Origin of the sequence: Saccharopolyspora sp. ID03-671 (assembly GCF_045278815.1) — a bacterium.
Lineage (GTDB): Bacteria > Actinomycetota > Actinomycetes > Mycobacteriales > Pseudonocardiaceae > Saccharopolyspora > Saccharopolyspora ipomoeae.
Genome location: NZ_CP134054.1, coordinates 4,001,600 through 4,019,831 on the forward strand (window position 1 = coordinate 4,001,600; position 18,232 = coordinate 4,019,831).

General features: G+C 71.9%; 15 protein-coding genes. 8 read left to right on the top strand and 7 right to left on the bottom strand.

Going from position 1 to position 18,232, the window contains the following annotated elements; genetic code table 11:
• Positions 1-105: 105 nt before the first annotated feature.
• Both REH65_RS18360 and REH65_RS18365 read right to left on the bottom strand, forming a co-directional pair.
• Positions 106-1,839: an ABC transporter ATP-binding protein gene (locus REH65_RS18360; protein ID WP_406688443.1), complete on the bottom strand. Its 1,734-nt coding sequence runs from the start codon at positions 1,837-1,839 to the stop codon at positions 106-108.
• A gap of 13 nt (positions 1,840-1,852) precedes the next feature.
• A complete protein-coding gene (locus REH65_RS18365) occupies positions 1,853-3,403 on the bottom strand; it encodes an ABC transporter transmembrane domain-containing protein (protein WP_406688444.1) in 1,551 nt (516 codons plus the stop codon).
• 98 nt (positions 3,404-3,501) lie between these two features.
• Between REH65_RS18365 and REH65_RS18370 the strand changes: the two genes are divergently transcribed.
• Both REH65_RS18370 and purB read left to right on the top strand, forming a co-directional pair.
• Entirely contained in the window at positions 3,502-4,728 is a 1,227-nt protein-coding gene (locus REH65_RS18370; protein ID WP_406688445.1) for a threonine synthase, read from the top strand.
• A 212-nt stretch (positions 4,729-4,940) separates the two neighbouring features.
• Positions 4,941-6,374, top strand: a complete 1,434-nt coding sequence (gene purB, locus REH65_RS18375; RefSeq protein WP_406688446.1) for an adenylosuccinate lyase — start codon at positions 4,941-4,943, stop codon at positions 6,372-6,374.
• Between the two features lie 74 nt (positions 6,375-6,448).
• Here purB and REH65_RS18380 read toward each other — a convergent pair whose 3' ends face one another.
• A complete protein-coding gene (locus tag REH65_RS18380; RefSeq protein ID WP_281458614.1) occupies positions 6,449-7,096 on the bottom strand; it encodes a TenA family protein in 648 nt (215 codons plus the stop codon).
• A gap of 73 nt (positions 7,097-7,169) precedes the next feature.
• Here REH65_RS18380 and REH65_RS18385 point away from each other — a divergent pair, with 73 nt between their 5' ends.
• Entirely contained in the window at positions 7,170-8,060 is an 891-nt protein-coding gene (locus REH65_RS18385) for a phosphoribosylaminoimidazolesuccinocarboxamide synthase (protein WP_281458615.1), read from the top strand.
• A 179-nt stretch (positions 8,061-8,239) separates the two neighbouring features.
• On the top strand, positions 8,240-8,983 hold the full coding sequence (locus REH65_RS18390; RefSeq protein WP_406688447.1) for a DUF2334 domain-containing protein: 744 nt from the start codon (positions 8,240-8,242) through the stop codon (positions 8,981-8,983).
• A gap of 68 nt (positions 8,984-9,051) precedes the next feature.
• Here REH65_RS18390 and REH65_RS18395 read toward each other — a convergent pair whose 3' ends face one another.
• Both REH65_RS18395 and REH65_RS18400 read right to left on the bottom strand, forming a co-directional pair.
• On the bottom strand, positions 9,052-9,687 hold the full coding sequence (locus REH65_RS18395) for an MBL fold metallo-hydrolase (RefSeq protein WP_406688448.1): 636 nt from the start codon (positions 9,685-9,687) through the stop codon (positions 9,052-9,054).
• Positions 9,688-9,790: 103 nt separating this feature from the next.
• Complete coding sequence (locus REH65_RS18400; RefSeq protein ID WP_406688449.1) at positions 9,791-10,207, bottom strand: hypothetical protein; 417 nt, start codon at positions 10,205-10,207, stop codon at positions 9,791-9,793.
• Between the two features lie 233 nt (positions 10,208-10,440).
• On the opposite strand from REH65_RS18400, the gene purS reads away from it, so the two are divergent.
• Genes purS through purL form a run of 3 tightly spaced genes read left to right on the top strand, consistent with a single transcriptional unit; the run spans position 10,441 to position 13,633 of the window.
• Positions 10,441-10,680 (top strand): phosphoribosylformylglycinamidine synthase subunit PurS, encoded by a 240-nt coding sequence (purS, locus tag REH65_RS18405; RefSeq protein WP_093419957.1) that lies wholly within the window; start codon positions 10,441-10,443, stop codon positions 10,678-10,680.
• Entirely contained in the window at positions 10,677-11,354 is a 678-nt protein-coding gene (purQ, locus tag REH65_RS18410) for a phosphoribosylformylglycinamidine synthase subunit PurQ (RefSeq protein WP_406688450.1), read from the top strand. Before purS ends, purQ begins: the two co-directional genes overlap by 4 nt.
• Entirely contained in the window at positions 11,351-13,633 is a 2,283-nt protein-coding gene (gene purL, locus REH65_RS18415; protein ID WP_281458620.1) for a phosphoribosylformylglycinamidine synthase subunit PurL, read from the top strand. Before purQ ends, purL begins: the two co-directional genes overlap by 4 nt.
• A gap of 4 nt (positions 13,634-13,637) precedes the next feature.
• On the opposite strand, the gene REH65_RS18420 is transcribed toward purL, so the two are convergent.
• Together REH65_RS18420 and REH65_RS18425 are read right to left on the bottom strand one after the other, a co-directional pair.
• Complete coding sequence (locus REH65_RS18420; protein ID WP_406688451.1) at positions 13,638-14,624, bottom strand: pentapeptide repeat-containing protein; 987 nt, start codon at positions 14,622-14,624, stop codon at positions 13,638-13,640.
• 154 nt (positions 14,625-14,778) lie between these two features.
• Entirely contained in the window at positions 14,779-15,582 is an 804-nt protein-coding gene (locus tag REH65_RS18425) for a lysozyme (protein ID WP_406688452.1), read from the bottom strand.
• A 420-nt stretch (positions 15,583-16,002) separates the two neighbouring features.
• Here REH65_RS18425 and REH65_RS18430 point away from each other — a divergent pair, with 420 nt between their 5' ends.
• The gene (locus REH65_RS18430; protein WP_406688453.1) at positions 16,003-18,168 is read left to right on the top strand and encodes a putative bifunctional diguanylate cyclase/phosphodiesterase; all 2,166 of its coding nucleotides are present in this window, start codon (positions 16,003-16,005) and stop codon (positions 18,166-18,168) included.
• Positions 18,169-18,232: the final 64 nt, after the last annotated feature.

Below are 18,232 nucleotides of genomic sequence, written 5' to 3' on the forward strand. Positions count from 1 at the left end.
CAGTCCAGATTCCCACACCTGATCGAGCGCAAAAGGCGAATTCGCCGAATGAGCGATTGACCTCGACATTCGAGTTCGATCCTGATGGGATCGGTTCTGGGCGGTTCAGATCTGGGCGGCCCGGTACAACTCCGCGTACGAACCGCCCGCCGCCATCAGCTCGTCGTGATCGCCCAGCTCCACGATCCGGCCCTCGTCCAGCACCGCGATCCGCTCGGCCGTGCGCGCGGTGTGCAACCGGTGCGCGATGGCGATGACCGTGCGGCCCGCCAGCAGCCCGGCCAGCGCGCGCTCCAGATCCCGCGAGGTGCTGTTGTCCAGCAGCGACGTCGCCTCGTCGAGCACCACCGCGCGCGGGTCGGCGAGCAGCACCCGGGCCAGCGCCAGCTGCTGCGCGCGGGCCGCGGGCACCGCGAGCCCACCGGCGCCGAGCCGCGTGTCCAGCCCGTCGTTGAGGCCGCGCACCCAGTCGCGCAGGCCGACGGCGGCGAGCGCGTCGAGCAGCTCCGCGTCGCCGGTGTCCCGGTCCAGCAGCGCGAGGTTGTCGCGCAGGGAGCAGGCGAAGACGTGCTGCTCCTGGGTCAGCAGCACCACCTCGCGGCGCAGCGCCTCGGTGGGCAGCGCCGAGACCTCGGTGCCGCCGAAGGCCACCGACCCCGAGTCCGGGCGGCCGGTCCCGGCGATCAGCCGGCCCAGAGTGGACTTGCCCGCGCCGGACGGGCCCACGATCGCCAGCCGCTGCCCGGCGGGCACGACCAGGTCGATGCCGTGCAGCACCTCGCGCTCCGGCCGGTAGGAGAACCGCAGGTCGCGCACCACCAGGTCGCGGCCGTCGGACGGCGGTGCCGGGTCGCGGGGCCGATCCACCGGGACCTGCGAGACGCCCAGGACCCGTTGCAGCGCCGTGCCGCCGACCTGCAGCTCCTCCAGCCACATGAACAGCTCGTCCAGCGGCGCCGACAGCGACTGGGCGTAGAGCACGACCGCGACGATCGTGCCCAGCTCGGCCGCGCCGGTGGCGTGCGCCCAGCCGCCGAGCAGCAGGATCGCGGCGACCGGCAGCACGTAGGACAGCTCCAGGCACGGCAGCCACACCGTCAGCAGCGAGCGGTGCCGCTCCTCCGCGGCGACCGCCGCGCCCAGCACGCGCTCGTTGCGCGCGGTGCGCCGCCCGCCGAGCCGCAGCGCGGCGATCGTGCGGGCTCCCTCCACCGATTCGTGCGTGCCCGCCTGCACGTCCGACCAGCGCTCCATGACCTCCTGCACGACCGGCAGCGAGCGCGGGTAGTACCAGCGGGTGCTCAGCACCAGCAGCGGCACGGCGACGAGCATCCCGCAGGCCAGCAGGGGCGAGGACAGCACCATCGCGGTCGTGGTGAGCGCGATGGCGATCAGCGCCGCCGAGATCTCCGGCAGCGCGTTGCGGATGGTGAAGTCGAGCCGGTCGACGTCGGTGGTGGCCCTGCTGAGCAGGTCACCGGTGCCCGCGGCCTCCACCGCGCCCAGCGGCAGCGCCAGGGCGTGCTCGACGACGTCCTCCCTGGCCTCGGCCAGCAGCTGTTCGCCGAGCAGCATCGCGCGCAGCCGCGCGGCCCGGGCCAGCAGCGCCTGCACGATCAGGACCAGCAGGAACGCCCCGGCCAGCAGGTCGATGCGGAGCACCTCGGCCCCGGCCTGCACGGAGTCGACGAGCACGCCGAGCAGCTGCGGTCCGAGCAGTCCGACGGAGGTGGCCAGCGCGTACAGCGCCGTGGTGATCAGGAACCGCCGTCGGTGGGCGCGCGCGGTCGCGCGCAGGTGGCGGCGCAGCGCGGCGCCGTCGGCCAGCGGCAGCTTCACGGTTCCCCCAAGATCACTGGTCCCCCAAGATCACGTGCCGGTCGGCGACGGCCGACCACAGCGGGCTCTGGCTGAGCACGACGGTGGTGCGCCCGGCGCGCAGCGCGCGGACTCGGTCGGCGATGCGGGCCTCGGTGTGCGCGTCGACGGCCGAGGTCGGGTCGTCGAGGACCAGCACGTCGGCGTCCGCGCTCAACGCTCTGGCCAGCAGCAACCGCTGCCGCTGGCCGCCGGAGAGCAACCGGGCGCGCTCGTCGAGCAGTCCGTCCGGCGGGAGCGCGGCGAGCACGTCGGAGGCGTCGGCCGCGCGGATGGCGGTGTCGAACCCGACCCCGGCGCCCAGGTCGACGGCGTCGTGCACGTCCCCGGCGAACAGCAGGTCCTGGTTGTGGGCGAGCACGACGCGGCGGTGCCGCTCGTCCGGGTCGACGTCGGCCAACCGGACCCCGCCTGCCACGGCCGAGCCCGCCAGCCGCTCGGCCACGGCCTCGCCGCGATCCCCGGCGTCGATCACCACCAGCTGCCCGGCCGGAACCTCGACCTCGTCGTCGACCAGGCCCAACGGGCCCTCCGGCAGCGGAACCGGGTCGGCCGGGGGTGCGGGCTCGACCTCGACGCGGCCGAGCGCGGTGGCGCGTCCGGCGGCGATGCGCGCGGAGGCGAACGCGTAGGCGGTCTCGGTGGCCGTGCGCACCGGGATCACCAGGAACGCGGAGACCCCGTAGAAGGTCACCAGCTCGCCGACGGTGATCGACCCGGCCAGCGCCATCCGGGCTCCCAGCCAGGTCACCAGCACCGTGACCAGACCGGGCAGCAGCACCTCGGCGCCGCCCAGCCAGGCGTCGATCCGCCCGGTCGCGACTCCGGCCTCCCGGACCCGCTGCCCGGTCTCGGCGAAGCGCGCGAAGAACCTCCGCTCACCGCCGATGCCGCGCAGGATCCGCAGGCCGGAGACGATGTCGGCGGCCTGCGCGCCGAGTTCGCCCAGCTCGTCGCGCTGCACCTGCTCGCGGCGGTGCAGCGGCCGCAGCAGCGGTCCGATGCCCAGCACCGCCAGCGGCACGCCGATCAGCACCACCAGGCCCAGCGGGGGCGAGATCCACAGCACCAGCGCGGTCCCGCCGACGAAGGCCAGCAGCGCGCCGACCGCGCGGCCCAGGTTCTCGAACAGCTCGCCGATCTTGAACACGTCCGAGGCGCCCATCGTGACGACCTCACCGGCCTTGACCTTGCGCGGCAGCGCGCCGCCGAGCCGGATCACCTGCTCCAGCACGAACCGCTGGGCGTCGGCGGTGCCGTGGATCCACAGCGTGTGCGACGCCCAGTTCACCGCCGTGGCGGCCAGCATCTGCACCAGGCCGAGCACCAGCACGACCAGCGCCCAGCGCAGCAGGGCACCGGTGTCACCGGCTCGGATCCCCTCGTCGACGGCGAGGCCGACGACGAGCGGCAGCACCGCCGTCGGCAGCATCCACAGCGCTCCGGACACGGCCGCCAGCGACACCAGGCCGGGACGCCGGGCGAGCAGGCCGACGAGGAAGCGCACCGCGCCGTTCCTGGTCACGAGCACCGACGTTAGCGATGATCAACACTCCCGGCGACCGAATTTCCAGCGGGTGAACCGGGCTGGACCGGGCGGGTGCGGCGGGTCAGGATGCGATCATGGCGAACCCCACCGGCAGCAGCCTGTCCCACCTCGAGTGCACCGCCTGCGGGCGGACCTTCGACGCCGACGAGCCGCACCGGCTGTGCGCGGACTGCGGCAAGGTGCTCTACCCGCGCTACGACCTGGCGAAGGTCGCGCTGCGCCCGTCGGACCTGCTCGCGCGGGAGCCGTCGATGTGGCGGTACCGGGAGGTGCTGCCGATCCGGGACGCCGACCACGTCGTCACCCTCGGCGAGGGCTTCACGCCGCTGCTGCCCGCGCCCCGGCTGTCGGCGCGGCTGGGCCTCGGCGACGTGCGGATCAAGGACGAGGGGCAGAACCCGACGGGCAGCTTCAAGGCGCGCGGCATGTCCGCCGCCGTGTCCCGGGCCCGAGAGCTGGGTGCGAAGGCCGTCGCCGCGCCGTCGGCCGGCAACGCCGGGGGCGCGCTGGCCGCCTACGCCGCTCGCGCCGGGCTCGCCGCCGGGGTGGTGATGCCCGAGGACTGCCCGCGCATCAACCAGGTCGAGGCCGTCGTCTCGGGCGCGGACACGTGGCTGGTCGACGGCCTGATCGACGACGCGGGACGCCTGGTGCGCACGACGTCGGAGGCGCGCGGCTGGTTCGACGTCTCCACCCTCAAGGAGCCCTACCGCGTGGAGGGCAAGAAGACGCTGGGCTACGAGCTCGCCGAGCAGCTGGGCTGGGAGCTGCCGGACGTGGTGATCTACCCGACCGGCGGCGGCACCGGGCTGGTCGGCATGTGGAAGGCCTTCGCCGAGATGACCGAGCTCGGCTGGATCGGGGAGAAGCGCCCGCGCATGGTCGTCGTCCAGGCCGAGGGGTGCGCCCCGATCGTCCGGGCCCACGACCAGGGCGAACGGCACGCGCCGCGCTGGGAGGACGCCACCACCGACGCCAGCGGCCTGCGGGTCCCGGTCGCCGTCGGCGACTACCTGATCCTCGACGCGGTCCGCGATTCCGGCGGCACGGCGGTGTCGGTGAGCGAGGACGAGATGCGCGAGGCCACCCGCGAACTCGCCGCCTCCGAGGGCATCTACCCGGCGCCCGAAGGGGCGGCGACCCTGGCCGCGCTGCGCAGGCTCCGCGACACCGGAGCGGTCACCGACACCGACCGGGTCGTCCTCTTCAACACGGGCGCGGGCCAGAAGTACCCCGACTTCGTCCCGGTTTCACCGGAGTTCGTCCCCGCGGACTCCCCGGCCTGGGCCTCGGGGCTCTGACCAGGGCATGAGCACCGGAGGTGCTTTCTCTTCCCCCACCCTCGCAGCCCGCACCGCCGGGGGTTCTGAGCGGCTTCGCGGCGAGCACGCCGCGACGCCGTGCATCGGCATGCATCAGGAGTGGCGCGCGGAGTCCGCGGAGCCGCTCAGGTTCCCCCACCCGCACCGCTACGCAGAACGGGTGAAGGTTTCGGTTCAATTATCCTGGGCGCGTGACTGAGAAGCCCAGCATCCCGAATGTTCTCGCCGGTCGTTATGCCTCTCCGGAGCTGGTCGAGCTGTGGTCGCCGCAGCACAAGATCGTTCTTGAGCGGCGCCTCTGGCTGGCCGTGCTGCGCGCCCAGGCCGACCTCGGCATCGAGGTCCCGGAGCAGGCCGTGGCCGACTACGAGCGGGTGCTGGAGCAGGTCGACCTCGACTCCATCGCCGCGCGCGAGCGCGTGACCAGGCACGACGTGAAGGCGCGGATCGAGGAGTTCAACGCGCTGGCCGGTCACGAGCAGATCCACAAGGGCATGACCTCGCGGGACCTGACCGAGAACGTCGAGCAGCTGCAGGTCCGCCGCAGCCTGGAGCACGTGCGCGACCGGACCGTCGCCGTGCTCGCGCGCCTGGGCAAGCTCGCGGGCGAGAACGCCGAGCTGGTCATGGCCGGTCGTTCGCACAACGTCGCCGCGCAGGCCACGACGCTGGGCAAGCGCTTCGCCACCGCCGCCGACGAGCTGCTGGTGGCGTTCCGGCGCCTCGAGGAGCTCCTCGACCGGTACCCGCTGCGCGGCATCAAGGGCCCGGTCGGCACCGCGCAGGACATGCTCGACCTGCTCGGCGGCGACACCGCAAAGCTCGCCGAGCTGGAGCGCCGCGTCGCCGGTCACCTGGGCTTCGGCAGCACGCTGACCAGCGTCGGCCAGGTCTACCCGCGCTCGCTGGACTTCGAGGTGCTGAGCCTGCTGACGCAGCTGGCCGCCGCGCCCTCCAGCGTCGCCAAGACGATCCGGCTGATGGCCGGGCACGAGCTGGTCACCGAGGGCTTCAAGCCCGGCCAGGTCGGTTCCAGCGCCATGCCGCACAAGATGAACACCCGCTCCTGCGAGCGCGTCAACGGCCTCGCCGTGATCCTGCGCGGCTACCTGTCGATGAGCGGGGAGCTGGCCGGTGACCAGTGGAACGAGGGCGACGTGTCCTGCTCGGTGGTGCGCCGGGTGGCGCTGCCGGACGCGTTCTTCGCCTTCGACGGCCTGCTGGAGACGTTCCTGACGGTGCTCGACGAGTTCGGCGCGTTCCCGGCCGTCATCTCCCGCGAGCTGGACCGCTACCTGCCGTTCCTGGCCACCACGAAGGTGCTGATGGGCGCGGTGCGCGCGGGCGTGGGCCGGGAGGTCGCGCACGAGGCGATCAAGGAGAACGCCGTCGCGGTGGCGCTGGACATGCGCGAGCGGGGCGCCGAGCGCAACGACCTGCTCGACCGCCTCGCCGCCGACGAGCGCCTGCCGCTCGACCGCGACCAGCTGGAGGCCCTGCTGGCCGACCGCCTCGCCTTCACCGGTGCGGCCTCGGCCCAGGTCGGCGACGTCGTCGCGGCCATCGAGAAGGTCGCCACCCAGTACCCCGAGGCCGCGGCCTACGCCCCGAGCGACATCCTCTGACGCCCAGGTGGTCGCACGATTTCGATGGAGATCGGGAACACGACTTCCATCGAAATCGTGCGACTCCGAGGGGCTCAGTCCCAGTGGGCGTTGAAGAAGTCGATCTCGCACTTCGTGGCCTGCTGGAAGAGCCGCAGGCAGCGGGCCCGATCCCGCTCGTCGAGGTCGGCGCCGATGCGGTCGAGCTCGGAGCGCAACCAGGTCACCCACTCCTGGAAGTCCGGGTTGGCGTGCAGGTCGATCCACTCGGCGTGCACGAAGTTGTCCGGCTTCGCCGGGGCTCGCACGGCCCACTCCTGGTAGGTCCACTCGGCGACGGTGAGCACCGTGAGGATCTCGGCGTAGCCGCCGTTGTCCCTGGTGTCGCGCATCAGGTCGCGGAACGCCACCGTCGCCGGGTCCAGCTCCGGGTCGACCCGGTCGGACTCGACGATGCCCAGCGCCTCGAAGGACCGCTGGAAGTAGGTGTTCTCCTCGCTGGTGACCACCGCGATGCTGCCGGCCAGCTTCAGCCGCGACTCGTACCGGTCGGCCCGGGCGACGGCGGCGCCGAGCAGCGCCAGGAAGTCGTCGACGAACTGGTAGTCCTGCACCAGGTACGAGCTCATGTACTCGTCGGGCATCGACCCGTCGAACAGCGCGTCGGTGAACGGGTGCTCCACGACCGCGGTCCAGTCCGGTTCGCTGCGCTCGCGCAGCCAGTCGGTGAAGTTGTCGGTCACGATCTCCTCCTTCTCCCGCTCTCCATCCCACCACGTGCGGGCGCCCAACCTGCGGTGGGAGACAATGCGCGTCGTGGTTGCACTCGCCGATTACCCCCAGATCGCGGCAGGCAAGGTTCGCCAGCTGCACGCCGTCGATGACGAACACCTGCTGCTGGTCGCCTCGGACCGGATCTCGGCCTACGACCACGTGCTGGACACGCCGATCCCGGACAAGGGCGCGGTGCTCACCGCGATGAGCGTGTTCTGGTTCGAGCTGCTGGCCGACGAGCTGCCGAACCACCTGGTCGCCCACGACGACCCGCGCATCCCCGCCGAGGTGCGCGGCCGCGCGCTGCTGGTGAAGCGGCTGACGATGGTGCCGGTGGAGTGCGTCGCCCGCGGTTACCTGACCGGTTCCGGGCTGATCGACTACCAGCGCACCGGCGCGGTGTGCGGCGTGTCGCTGCCGGACGGGCTGGTGGAGTCCTCCCGCCTCCCGGAGCCGATCTTCACCCCGGCCACCAAGGCCGAGATCGGCGAGCACGACGAGAACGTGAGCTTCGAGGCCGTCGCCGCGCAGGAGGGCGCCGAGCGCGCCGCCGAGCTGCGCGACCTCACCCTGCGCGTCTACGCCCGCGCGGCCGAGCACGCCCGCGAGCGCGGCGTGATCCTGGCCGACACGAAGTTCGAGTTCGGCCTCAACGCCGCCGGTGAGCTGGTGCTCGGCGACGAGGTGCTGACCCCGGACTCGTCCCGCTACTGGCCGGCCGACGGCTACGAAGCGGGCAAGGTGCAGCCGTCGTTCGACAAGCAGTTCGTCCGCAACTGGCTGACCTCGGAGGACTCCGGCTGGGACCGGCACTCCGACACCCCGCCGCCCGCGCTGCCGGACCACATCGTCGCGGCCACCCGGGACCGCTACGTCGAGGCCTACGAGCGCATCACGGGACGCTCCTTCGCCGACTGGCCCCAGGGCTCCTGACGGCGGGCGCCTGACCTGGGCATTCGGAGCTTCACCCGGTAGCGGGATCCGGCGGCGTGTCGGGAGGTGGGCCTGGCCTGCGCGTTTGATGGTTGCGGTGTGGAGGTTCGCCGGATTTGCGCCGGGGCGACACCTGGCTTTCAGGTAACGGTCACCCGCGCCAGGCCGAATGGGTGCTCGTGAGCACGCCGCTCGTGGTGTCGTTGTCGGGGCTGGAGCACCGGTCGTTGGACAGCTGCGCGGATTTCGCCGCGGAGCTCGACCGGCGGTCCGTCCCGCTGTCCCTGCTGATCTCACCGCGCCCGACCGACCTCGACGCGCGTGACCGCAGGTCACCGACGCTGCGCTGGGTCGCCGACCGGTTGGGCGGGAAGGACACGGTCAGCCTGCACGGCTTCGCCCGCGTCTCGCCCGGCCTGCGCTCCCGGCTCGCCCCGGCCGCGCGGCTGCCCGCGCACGAGGCGGGCCTGCGACTGGTGGCCGCCTCGGCGGTGCTGGAGCAGGCGGGCCTGCGCACCCGCACCTTCGTGCCGCCGCGCTGGCTGGCCTCGCCGGGCACCGTCCTCGCCGCTCAGCGGCGCGGTTTCGCGGTGTGCGCGGACGCGATGGGGGTGCGCGACCTGGGCACCGGCCAGGTGCTGCGGTCCCGGATCCGGATCCTCGGCCCGGGTGAGGCCGCCGAGCCGTGGTGGTGCCGGGCGCTGGTGCTCGGAGCGGGCCGCGCGGCCCGCCGGGGACGCGCGGTGCGGCTCGCGCTGGAGGCCCGGGCGTTGGCGAAACCCGCTGTGCGGCACGCGATCCTGGACGCGATCGACCTCGCGCTGCACCACGGCGCGGAGCCGGTCACCTACGCGTCGTTCGCGACCGTGCGCGCGGAGACCGACCGCATCCCGACGCCGCGGATTCCGCACGAGGTCTGGTGAGCGGCGGTTCCAGCCATGATTGACCGGGCGGAAGGGGCCTTGATCATGGCCAGAGCTGCTCGACGGCCCTAGATCTCGGTGGCGGTGGCCCGGGGGAGGACGTCGACCGCGGTCTCCGCGGGGCTGAGCTCCTCGAAGCGGCGGTAGTGCATCGCGGGCATCGCCAGCACGGCCTCGTGGATCGGGACGGCGGCGCGCGGGGCGACCGCGCGGAGGAAGTCCACGGCCTCGGAGAGCTTGAGCCACGGCGCGCCGGTCGGCAGGCCGAGGACGTCGATCCGCTGCTCGGGCACGTGGAACGAGTCGCCCGGGTGGTAGAAGGCGCCGTGGTCGACGAGGTAGCCGACGTTGTCGATGTTCGGGATGTCCGGGTGGATCACCGCGTGCTCCCCGCCGACGACGTTGATCGACGATCCGCCCAGTTCCAGGGCGTCGCCGGGCTTCGCGGTGGTCGCGGTCAGGCCCTTCTCGGCGACGGCGGCCGCGCTGCCCGGGTCGACGACCAGCCGGGCGCCGGGGTTGGCCTCCAGCAGCGCCGGGAGCCGGGCGAGGTCGAGGTGGTCCGCGTGCTGGTGGGTGATCAGCACGGCGTCCAGGTCGCGCAGGTCCTCGAAGTCGGACGAGAACCCGCCCGGGTCGAGCAGCAGTCGGCCGGAACCGGTCTCCAGCAGCACGCACGCGTGTCCGAAGTGGGTGATGTGCACGCGAATCCTCCTCAGCGGCGAGCGAAATCCGCGCCCCACTCTGCCACCACCCGCTGCGACGCGAAGGACCGGCGAGCCCCCGAGCCTCGCCGGTCCCAGGTCGTCACTCGACGGTGATCACGACCCCCGGAACCGGGCCGCCGCCCGCGCGGCCGTGCACCTGGTACTGCCCCGGCGCCACGTCGGCGATGGTGGCGATCAGGTCGGTGCTGCCGTCGGACGCGCGGACCAGGTGGGCCACGCCCTCGTCGGCGCCCATCGGGTGGTCGGAGTCGCGGACGAAGGCGCCGGACGAGACCCAGCTCAGCGCCTCCTGCCCGTGCTCGACGTGGATCCTCAGCTGCTCGCCCGGGTGCACCACAGGTCGGTCGACGGTCAGCGGGACGCCCTGCGCCGCGGTGGCGGTGATCGGTGCGCTTCCGGCGTCCGGGACTGCGGTGGTGGCGTTGGCGACGGGCGCGGTGGTCAGCGCGAGGCCGGCGAGAGCGGCCCCGGCGAGGACGGTCGTGAAGCGGCGCATGGCGAAATCCCCTCAGCGGTCAACGTTGTTGTTGCTGACCTGAAGACGCCCGGGCCGCCGGGAGGTTCGGACCAACGCCGCCACATGTGTCCCACGTCACCATCGGCGGGTGAGCTGCGACGCACGTCGGGCCCCTGCGCGGACGGGTGAACCCGCAGCTCAGGTACGCTGCGCGGGTACTGCTGGCCATCCGCCGGACCGGCGGATCTGCACGGAAACCGGGAGCAGCACCCGTGGCCCGAGTCGTTGTCGACGTCATGCCCAAGCAGGAGATCCTCGACCCGCAGGGACAGGCGGTGGCCAACGCGCTGCCCCGTCTCGGGTTCGACGGGATCACCGAAGTCCGCCAGGGGAAGCGGTTCGAGCTGGAGGTCGCCGACGACGTCGACGACGCCACCCTCGCCAACATCGCCGAGACCCTGCTGGCCAACCCCGTGATCGAGGACTTCGAGGTTCGGCGGGTGGAAGCGTGAGCGCGAAGATCGGGATCATCACCTTCCCCGGCACGCTCGACGACGTCGACGCCGCCCGGGCGGTGCGCCGCGCCGGTGGCGAGGCCGTCGCGCTCTGGCACGCCGACCACGACCTCAAGGGCGTCGACGCCGTGGTCGTTCCCGGCGGCTTCTCCTACGGCGACTACCTGCGCTGTGGCGCGATCGCCAAGTTCGCCCCCGTGATGACCGAGGTCATCATCGCCGCGGGCAAGGGGATGCCGGTGCTGGGCGTGTGCAACGGCTTCCAGATCCTGTGCGAGTCCGGGCTGCTGCCCGGCGTGCTGACCCGCAACGCGGGCCTGCACTACGTGTGCCGCGACCAGTGGCTGAAGGTGGAGAACAACTCCAGCGCCTGGACCACGCGCTACGACGCCGGTGCCGAGCTGCTCATCCCGATCAAGCACGGCGAGGGCAACTACATGGCCGACCAGGCCGTCCTCGACCAGCTGGAGGGCGAGGGTCGCGTGCTGTTCCGCTACGCCGGGGAGAACCCGAACGGATCGCAGCGCGACATCGCGGGCATCACCGACGCGCGCGGGCGGATCGCCGGCATGATGCCGCACCCCGAGCACGCGATCGACCCGCTGACCGGGCCCACCGACGACGGCCTCGGCATGTTCCTGTCCGTTCTGGATTCTTTGGTGGCAGCGTGACCGACAAGATCGATTCCGTCGGGGTGGCCGAGAAGTCTCCCGACGTCGACCAGCCCTACCGCGAGCTGGGGCTCAAGGACGACGAGTACCAGCGGATCCGCGAGATCCTCGGCCGCCGGCCCACCGAGGCCGAGCTGGCGATGTACTCGGTGATGTGGAGCGAGCACTGCTCCTACAAGTCCTCCAAGGTCCACCTGAAGTACTTCGGCGAGACCACCACCGACGAGATGCGCGCCAAGATGCTCGCCGGCATCGGCGAGAACGCGGGCGTGGTCGACATCGGTGACGGCTGGGCCGTGACCTTCAAGCTGGAGAGCCACAACCACCCGTCCTACGTCGAGCCCTACCAGGGCGCGGCCACGGGCGTCGGCGGCATCGTCCGCGACATCATGGCGATGGGCGCCCGCCCGGTCGCCGTCGCCGACCCGCTGCGCTTCGGCCCGGCCGAGGCCGAGGACACCAAGCGCGTGCTGCCCGGCGTGGTCGCCGGTGTCGGCGGATACGGCAACTGCCTGGGTCTGCCCAACATCGGCGGCGAGGTCGTCTTCGACGACACCTACGCGGGGAACCCGCTGGTCAACGCCATGTGCGTGGGCGTCATGAAGACCGAGGACCTGCACCTCGCGCACGCCACCGGCAAGGGCAACAAGATCATCCTGTTCGGCGCCCGCACCGGTCTCGACGGCATCGGCGGCGTGTCCGTGCTGGCCTCGGAGACCTTCGACGGCGACGAGAGCGCGGGCGGCCGCAAGAAGCTGCCGAGCGTGCAGGTCGGCGACCCGTTCGCCGAGAAGGTGCTCATCGAGTGCTGCCTGGACCTGTACCACTCGGGCCTGGTCGTGGGCATCCAGGACCTCGGCGGTGCCGGGCTGTCCTGCGCGACCTCCGAGCTGGCCGCGGCCGGTGACGGCGGCATGCGCGTCGACCTCGACCAGGTCCCGCTGCGCGCCACCGGCATGAACGCCGCGGAGATCCTCTCCAGCGAGTCCCAGGAGCGCATGTGCGCCGTCGTGGATCCGTCCAAGGTGGACGAGTTCATGGCGGTCTGCCGGAAGTGGGACGTCACGGCGAACGTCATCGGTGAGGTCACCGACGGCGAGAACCTGGAGATCTACTGGCAGAACGAGCTCGTCGTGGACGTGCCGCCGCGCACCGTGGCCCACCACGGCCCGGTCTACGAGCGTCCCGTCGAGCGGCCGGGCGAGCAGGACCTCATCGCCGCCGACAACGCGAACACGCTGGCGCGCCCGTCCACCCCGGACGAGCTGCGGGAGACCATCCTGACGATGGCCGCCTCCCCGAACCTGTGCTCGCGCGCGTGGGTCACCGACCAGTACGACCGCTACGTGCGGGGCAACACCGTGCTGGCCCAGCCGTCCGACGGCGGTGTGCTGCGCATCGACGAGGAGACCGGGCGCGGCATCGCGGTCGCCACCGACTGCAACGCCCGCTACACCCGGCTCGACCCGTACACCGGCGCGCAGCTGGCGCTGGCCGAGGCGTACCGGAACGTGGCCACCACCGGCGCCACGCCGATGGCCGTCACCAACTGCCTGAACTTCGGTTCGCCGGAGGACCCGGGCGTGATGTGGCAGTTCCAGCAGGCGGTGCGCGGTCTCGCCGACGGCTGCGCCGAGCTGGGCATCCCGGTGACCGGCGGCAATGTCAGCTTCTACAACCAGACCGGGCAGCAGGCGATCCTGCCGACTCCGGTCGTCGGCGTGCTCGGCACGATCGACGACGTCACCCGCCGCATCCCCACCGGCATCGGCGGTGAGGAGGGCGAGACGCTGATCCTGCTCGGCGACACGCGCGAGGAGTTCGGCGGTTCGGAGTGGGCCCGCGTGGCGCACGACCACCTCGGCGGCACGCCGCCGCAGGTCGACCTGGCCCGCGAGAAGCTGCTGGCCGACATCGTGCTGGCGGGTTCCCGCGACGGCATGATCTCCGCCGCGCACGACCTCTCCGAGGGCGGTCTGGCGCAGGCGCTGGTCGAGACGGCGCTGGTCGGCGAGTGCGGTGCCCGCGTGGTGCTGCCGGAGGGCGCGGACCCGTTCGTCCAGCTGTTCTCCGAGTCGTCCGGCCGGATCCTGGTCGCGGTGCCGCGCTCGGAGGAGCTGCGCTTCACCGACATGTGCACCGCTCGCGGCCTGCCGTGGGCCAAGATCGGCGTCGCCGACGCGGGCTCGAACTCCCTGGACATCCAGGACGTCACCGAGATCCCGCTGCCGGAGCTCCGCGAGGCGTGGGAGGGCACGCTGCCGAAGCTCTTCGGCTGATCCTTCACTCGACGGGGGCCCCGACCACTTCGGTCGGGGCCCCCGTCGTTCCGGTGACGTCCGGGGCGCGGGTGAACACGACGCCGTCGAACTCCGCTCGCTCCTCGAAGGACGAACCGGCCAGCGAGACCTCGTCGGTGAAGGTGCTGTCGGAGAACTTCGCGGGCCCGCGGAAGGTGCTGCGCTCGCAGCGCACCGGGCCGCCGAAGTGCACTCCGCTGAACCACGCCCTGCGGTGGAACACCGCGTCGTCGCAGCGGAACCGGCCGCTGAGCCGTCCGGTGCCGAAGGTGCTGCCGGTGAAGTAGACGTGGCCGTGGAAGGTGCTGCGGCTGAGGTTGTTGCTGCTGAACAGGTGCGCGTAGCGCAGCAGCACGGTGCCGACCTTGCGGTCGGAGAGCTCGAAGTACTCCAGCGTCGCCCCGGTGAGGTCGAGGTCGTAGATCGGCGCGTCGGCGTCGTCGGCCGCCGGCAGCAGGTCGGTGATCAGGCGCTGCGCGGTGAGCCGCACCTGCAGCTGGCGCTCGGCGTCGTCGGAGTCCTCGGGAGCCCAGTCCCGCGACGTCGAGTAGCGGGGGTGCTGGAAGGGGCGGCGCAGGTAGGAGCAGAGGACGTCGAGCACGGTCTGGGCGTAGTCGGGGTTGCTGCGCGCCAGCCCGGCGAGCGCGTGCAGCGCACCCACTCTGACCTGGTCGGTCTCGTGCCCCAGCAGCTCGACGGCCCGCGCGAAGCGCTCGTCGGCGACCCGGTCCCGCTCCAGCTCGGTCCGCCGGCCCTCCAGCGTCTGCCGCTGCTCCTCGACCCGGCGCCGCCGATCGTTCAACCACAACGCGTACAGGGCCACCACGGACCCCGCGGCGAGTCCCCCGGTCCGCAACGCCTCCGCCCCGGTCACCCGGGGGTCGAACACCAGCAACCCGACGCTGACCGCGCACAACCCGACGATCGCCACCGCGATCGTCACCACCAACCCGACCTTCCGCTCACCCACACCGGTGATCCTCCCCGAAAACGATCACCCAACACACCCACCTCCCGTCAAAAACCGCAACATTCATGCCGCGAAAACCGGGGTTTTCAACGCGTCGAAAACCGCGGTTTTCGCGCGACGAATGTTGCGGTTTTTGACGTGGGGTGGGGACGGGTCAGCCGCGGGCGAGGAGTTGGAGGGCGAGGAGGGGACCGTTGAAGTGGTCCTGGTCCAGGGGATCTGAGGTGTGCTGCCAGAAGGTCCAGAGGAGCCAGCCGGTGGGGAGGGCGCCCGGGGTGTCGGAGTAGCGGGCGATCCAGAGGGGGTTGGTGGCGGCGAAGGTGCCGATGCCGCACCGGGTCCACCAGTTGGTGCTGGTGTAGATGACCGGGTGGCGGCCGGTGCGGGCGCGGTAGGTGTCGCTGAAGTCCTCGATCCACCCGGTCAGCGCCTCACCGCTCATGCCGTAGCAGGTCTCGCCGTACGGGTTGTACTCCACGTCGAGCGCGCCGGGCAGGGTGCGGCCGTCGGCGGACCAGCCGCCGCCGTGATCGACGAAGTAGTTCGCCTGGTCGGCGCCGCTGGAGGCGTTGGGGATCGCGAAGTGGTAGGCGCCGCGGATCATCCCCGCGGCGTGGGAGCCGTCGTACTGCTGCGGGAAGTACCGGTTGGTGTAGCTGGTGGACTCGGTGGCCTTGACGTAGGCGAACCGCTTCCCCCGCCCGTACCAGGCCGGCCAGTCCACGTTCCCCTGGTAGCTGGCGACGTCCATGCCGGGCACGCTCAGCAGCGGGTCGAGGTCCGGCAGCGGCAGCGGGTCGAGCGGTTCGAACTCGCGGATCTGCGAGCCCAGCGTCGCGTTGTCGTCGTCGGTGATGACCGGACTCGCCTGGGCGACGCTCGTCCGGACGGGGGCCGACAGCGCCGCGCACACCAGCACGAGCGACACCACCAGGGCTGATCGAACGCGTGCCGTCATCTTCCCTCGCATCACGGGCGGTCGTGGACCGCGTCGGGTGGCTGCGCATCGGGCCCCGGAAGCGCGGCGAACGTTTTCCGAGGGCGGGAGATGCTGTGTTAGCTTTTGACCGGATCGGCTCAATCCGTACCGCTGCGGGGCACCCGAGCAGGGGTTTTGGCGAAGACTTGCCAGCGCAACCTCTGGGGGTGGGTTGAGCGTCTAACAGTGGGGGGATCGAACTCTCCGTAACGTTGCGCGGCGAAAGGCGATCGCGGACGGTAGTGGTGATGTGCGCGTCGGTAGCGCGGATGGCCGCCCGACATCGGTGTGACGGCTGCTCCGGGCGCCGTACGTGATGTTCGACCGCCGAGCTCATCCGGTCGTATGCTCCGACGAGACACGGCCCGGGCTAGGACGACGAGTGGAGGGCGCCCAGGCATGACTGGCTGGACCGCGCCGGTGCCCAGCGCTCACGAGGTGGCCGCCAAGGTGAACCGAACCGACCGACGACGTTTCGCCGCGGTCTGGGCGCAGGCGTTGATGGGGACCAGCTACGTCCCGATGACCAGCGCCGAGGTCGAGGGCCGTCTGCAGGGCTACACCGACCGGCTGGTCGACGCGCTGATCGGTGAGCCGTTCGACGCCTCGCCCGCGCGGGCGGTGGGCGTCGACCTCGTCGGCGTGCACTTCACCAGCGCCGAATCGCTGGCGCGCACCGTCGAGCTCATCGGCGGCGAGATCCTCGACGTGCTGCACCTCGGCGACGACCCCGTGTGGCGCGGCCGGGTCGCCGCGCTGCAGGCCGCGCTGTGCTCCGGGTTCGTGCAGGCCGCTCGCAAGCGCACGCTCGACGAGCAGGAGGCCATCCGGCAGGCCGTGCTCGACGCCCGCGACGCCGTCGAGCTCGCGCTGCGCACCAGCGAGGCCCGCTTCCGCGCGATCTTCTCCGAGGCCGCCATCGGCATCGGCATCGCCGACATCGAGGGCCGGATCCTGGAGGTCAACGGCTCGCTGGCGCGCATCCTGGGCCGCTCCACCGACGACATCCGCCGGATGCAGGTCGCCGACATGGTGCACCCGGCCGACCCGGACCGGACCTGGGAGCTCTACGAGGAGCTGCTGCGCGGCGAGCGCGAGCAGTTCCGCGTCGAGAAGCAGTTCTCGCGGCCCAGCGGCAAGACCGTGTGGACCGAGCTGTTCGTGTCCCTGATCCGCGACGAGGACGGCAAGCCGCTGTACCAGGTGGCGCTGATCGAAGACGTCACCGACCGCCGCGAGCTGCAGGAACGCCTCCGGTACCAGGCGATGCACGACCCGCTGACGGCGCTGCCGAACCGGGCGCTGTTCCTCGACCGGCTGGAGTCCGTGCTGCAGCGGCACGGGCCGCGGGACCGGGTCGCGCTGTGCTACATGGACCTCGACGGGTTCAAGGTCATCAACGACAGCCTCGGCCACCACGTCGGCGACGACCTGCTGCGCACCGTGGCCGAGCGGCTGGCCGCCGCCGTGCAGGGCGACGACCGGCTGGTCGCGCGGATGGGCGGCGACGAGTTCGTCATCCTGCTGCAGAACTCCGCCGGGACCGAGCAGGCCGTGGAGATCGCCGACCGGGTGCTGGACGCCGTCGACGAGCCGATCCGCATCGATGGCCACGAGCTGATCGTCTCGGCCAGCATCGGCATCGTCGAGCGCGAGGTCGCCGGGCAGACCGCGGCCGAGCTGATGCGCGACGCCGACGTGACCCTGTACTGGGCGAAGTCCGACGGCAAGGCCCGCTGGGCGCAGTTCGACCCGGAGCGCAACGCCAACGAGGTCGCCCGGCTGCGGCTGGCCGCCTCGATGCCCGCCGCTCTGGAGCGCGAGGAGTTCTACGTCGACTACCAGCCGCTGATCGGGCTGCGCGACAGCTCCGTCGTCGGCGTCGAGGCCCTGGTCCGGTGGGGCCACCCCGACCTGGGCAGACTCGGTCCGGACAAGTTCATCGGGCTCGCCGAGGAGACCGGGCTGATCGTCCCGCTGGGCAGGTGGGTGCTGCGGAAGGCCTGCGAGCAGGCCAAGCGGTGGCAGGACCGGTTCGGCGACGAGGCCCCGTTCGTGAGCGTCAACCTCGCGGTCCGGCAGTCCCGCGACCCGAACCTGGTCATGGATGTCGCCGAGATCCTGGAGGAGACCGGGCTCGCCCCGCACCGGCTGCAGCTGGAGCTGACCGAGAGCGCGATCATGTCGACCGCCGACGAGCCGCTGGACAAGCTGCGCGCGCTGTCCCGGATGGGTGTGCGGATCGCCATCGACGACTTCGGCACCGGCTACTCCAACCTCGCCTACCTGCGGCACCTCCCGGTGCACGAGCTCAAGATCGCGGGGTCGTTCATGGAGGGCCTGCGCGACGCCGAGCGCGCGGATCCCGTCGACGCCCGCATCGTCGGCACCCTCGTCGACCTGGCCCACACCCTCGGCCTGACGGTCACCGCCGAGGGCGTCGAGACGCAGGCGCAGGCCCGCAGGATGGCCGAGATCGGTTGCGAGACCGGTCAGGGCTACCTCTGGGCCAAGCCCGGAGACCCCACCACGGTCACCGACTACATCGCCTCCCACCTGGAATGACGAAATTCCAACGGGAACTTCGTCATTCCTCGAACCGACCGCACTCACGTCCCCTGGAAGAGGG

Bases quoted from the DNA above. Each gene is read 5' to 3' on its own strand.
- REH65_RS18370 (WP_406688445.1), top strand. From the start codon at position 3,502: ATGGCGAACCCCACCGGCAGCAGCCTGTCCCACCTCGAGTGCACCGCC.
- REH65_RS18430 (WP_406688453.1), top strand. From the start codon at position 16,003: ATGACTGGCTGGACCGCGCCGGTGCCCAGCGCTCACGAGGTGGCCGCC.
- REH65_RS18425 (WP_406688452.1), bottom strand. From the start codon at position 15,582: ATGACGGCACGCGTTCGATCAGCCCTGGTGGTGTCGCTCGTGCTGGTG.
- REH65_RS18400 (WP_406688449.1), bottom strand. From the start codon at position 10,207: ATGCGCCGCTTCACGACCGTCCTCGCCGGGGCCGCTCTCGCCGGCCTC.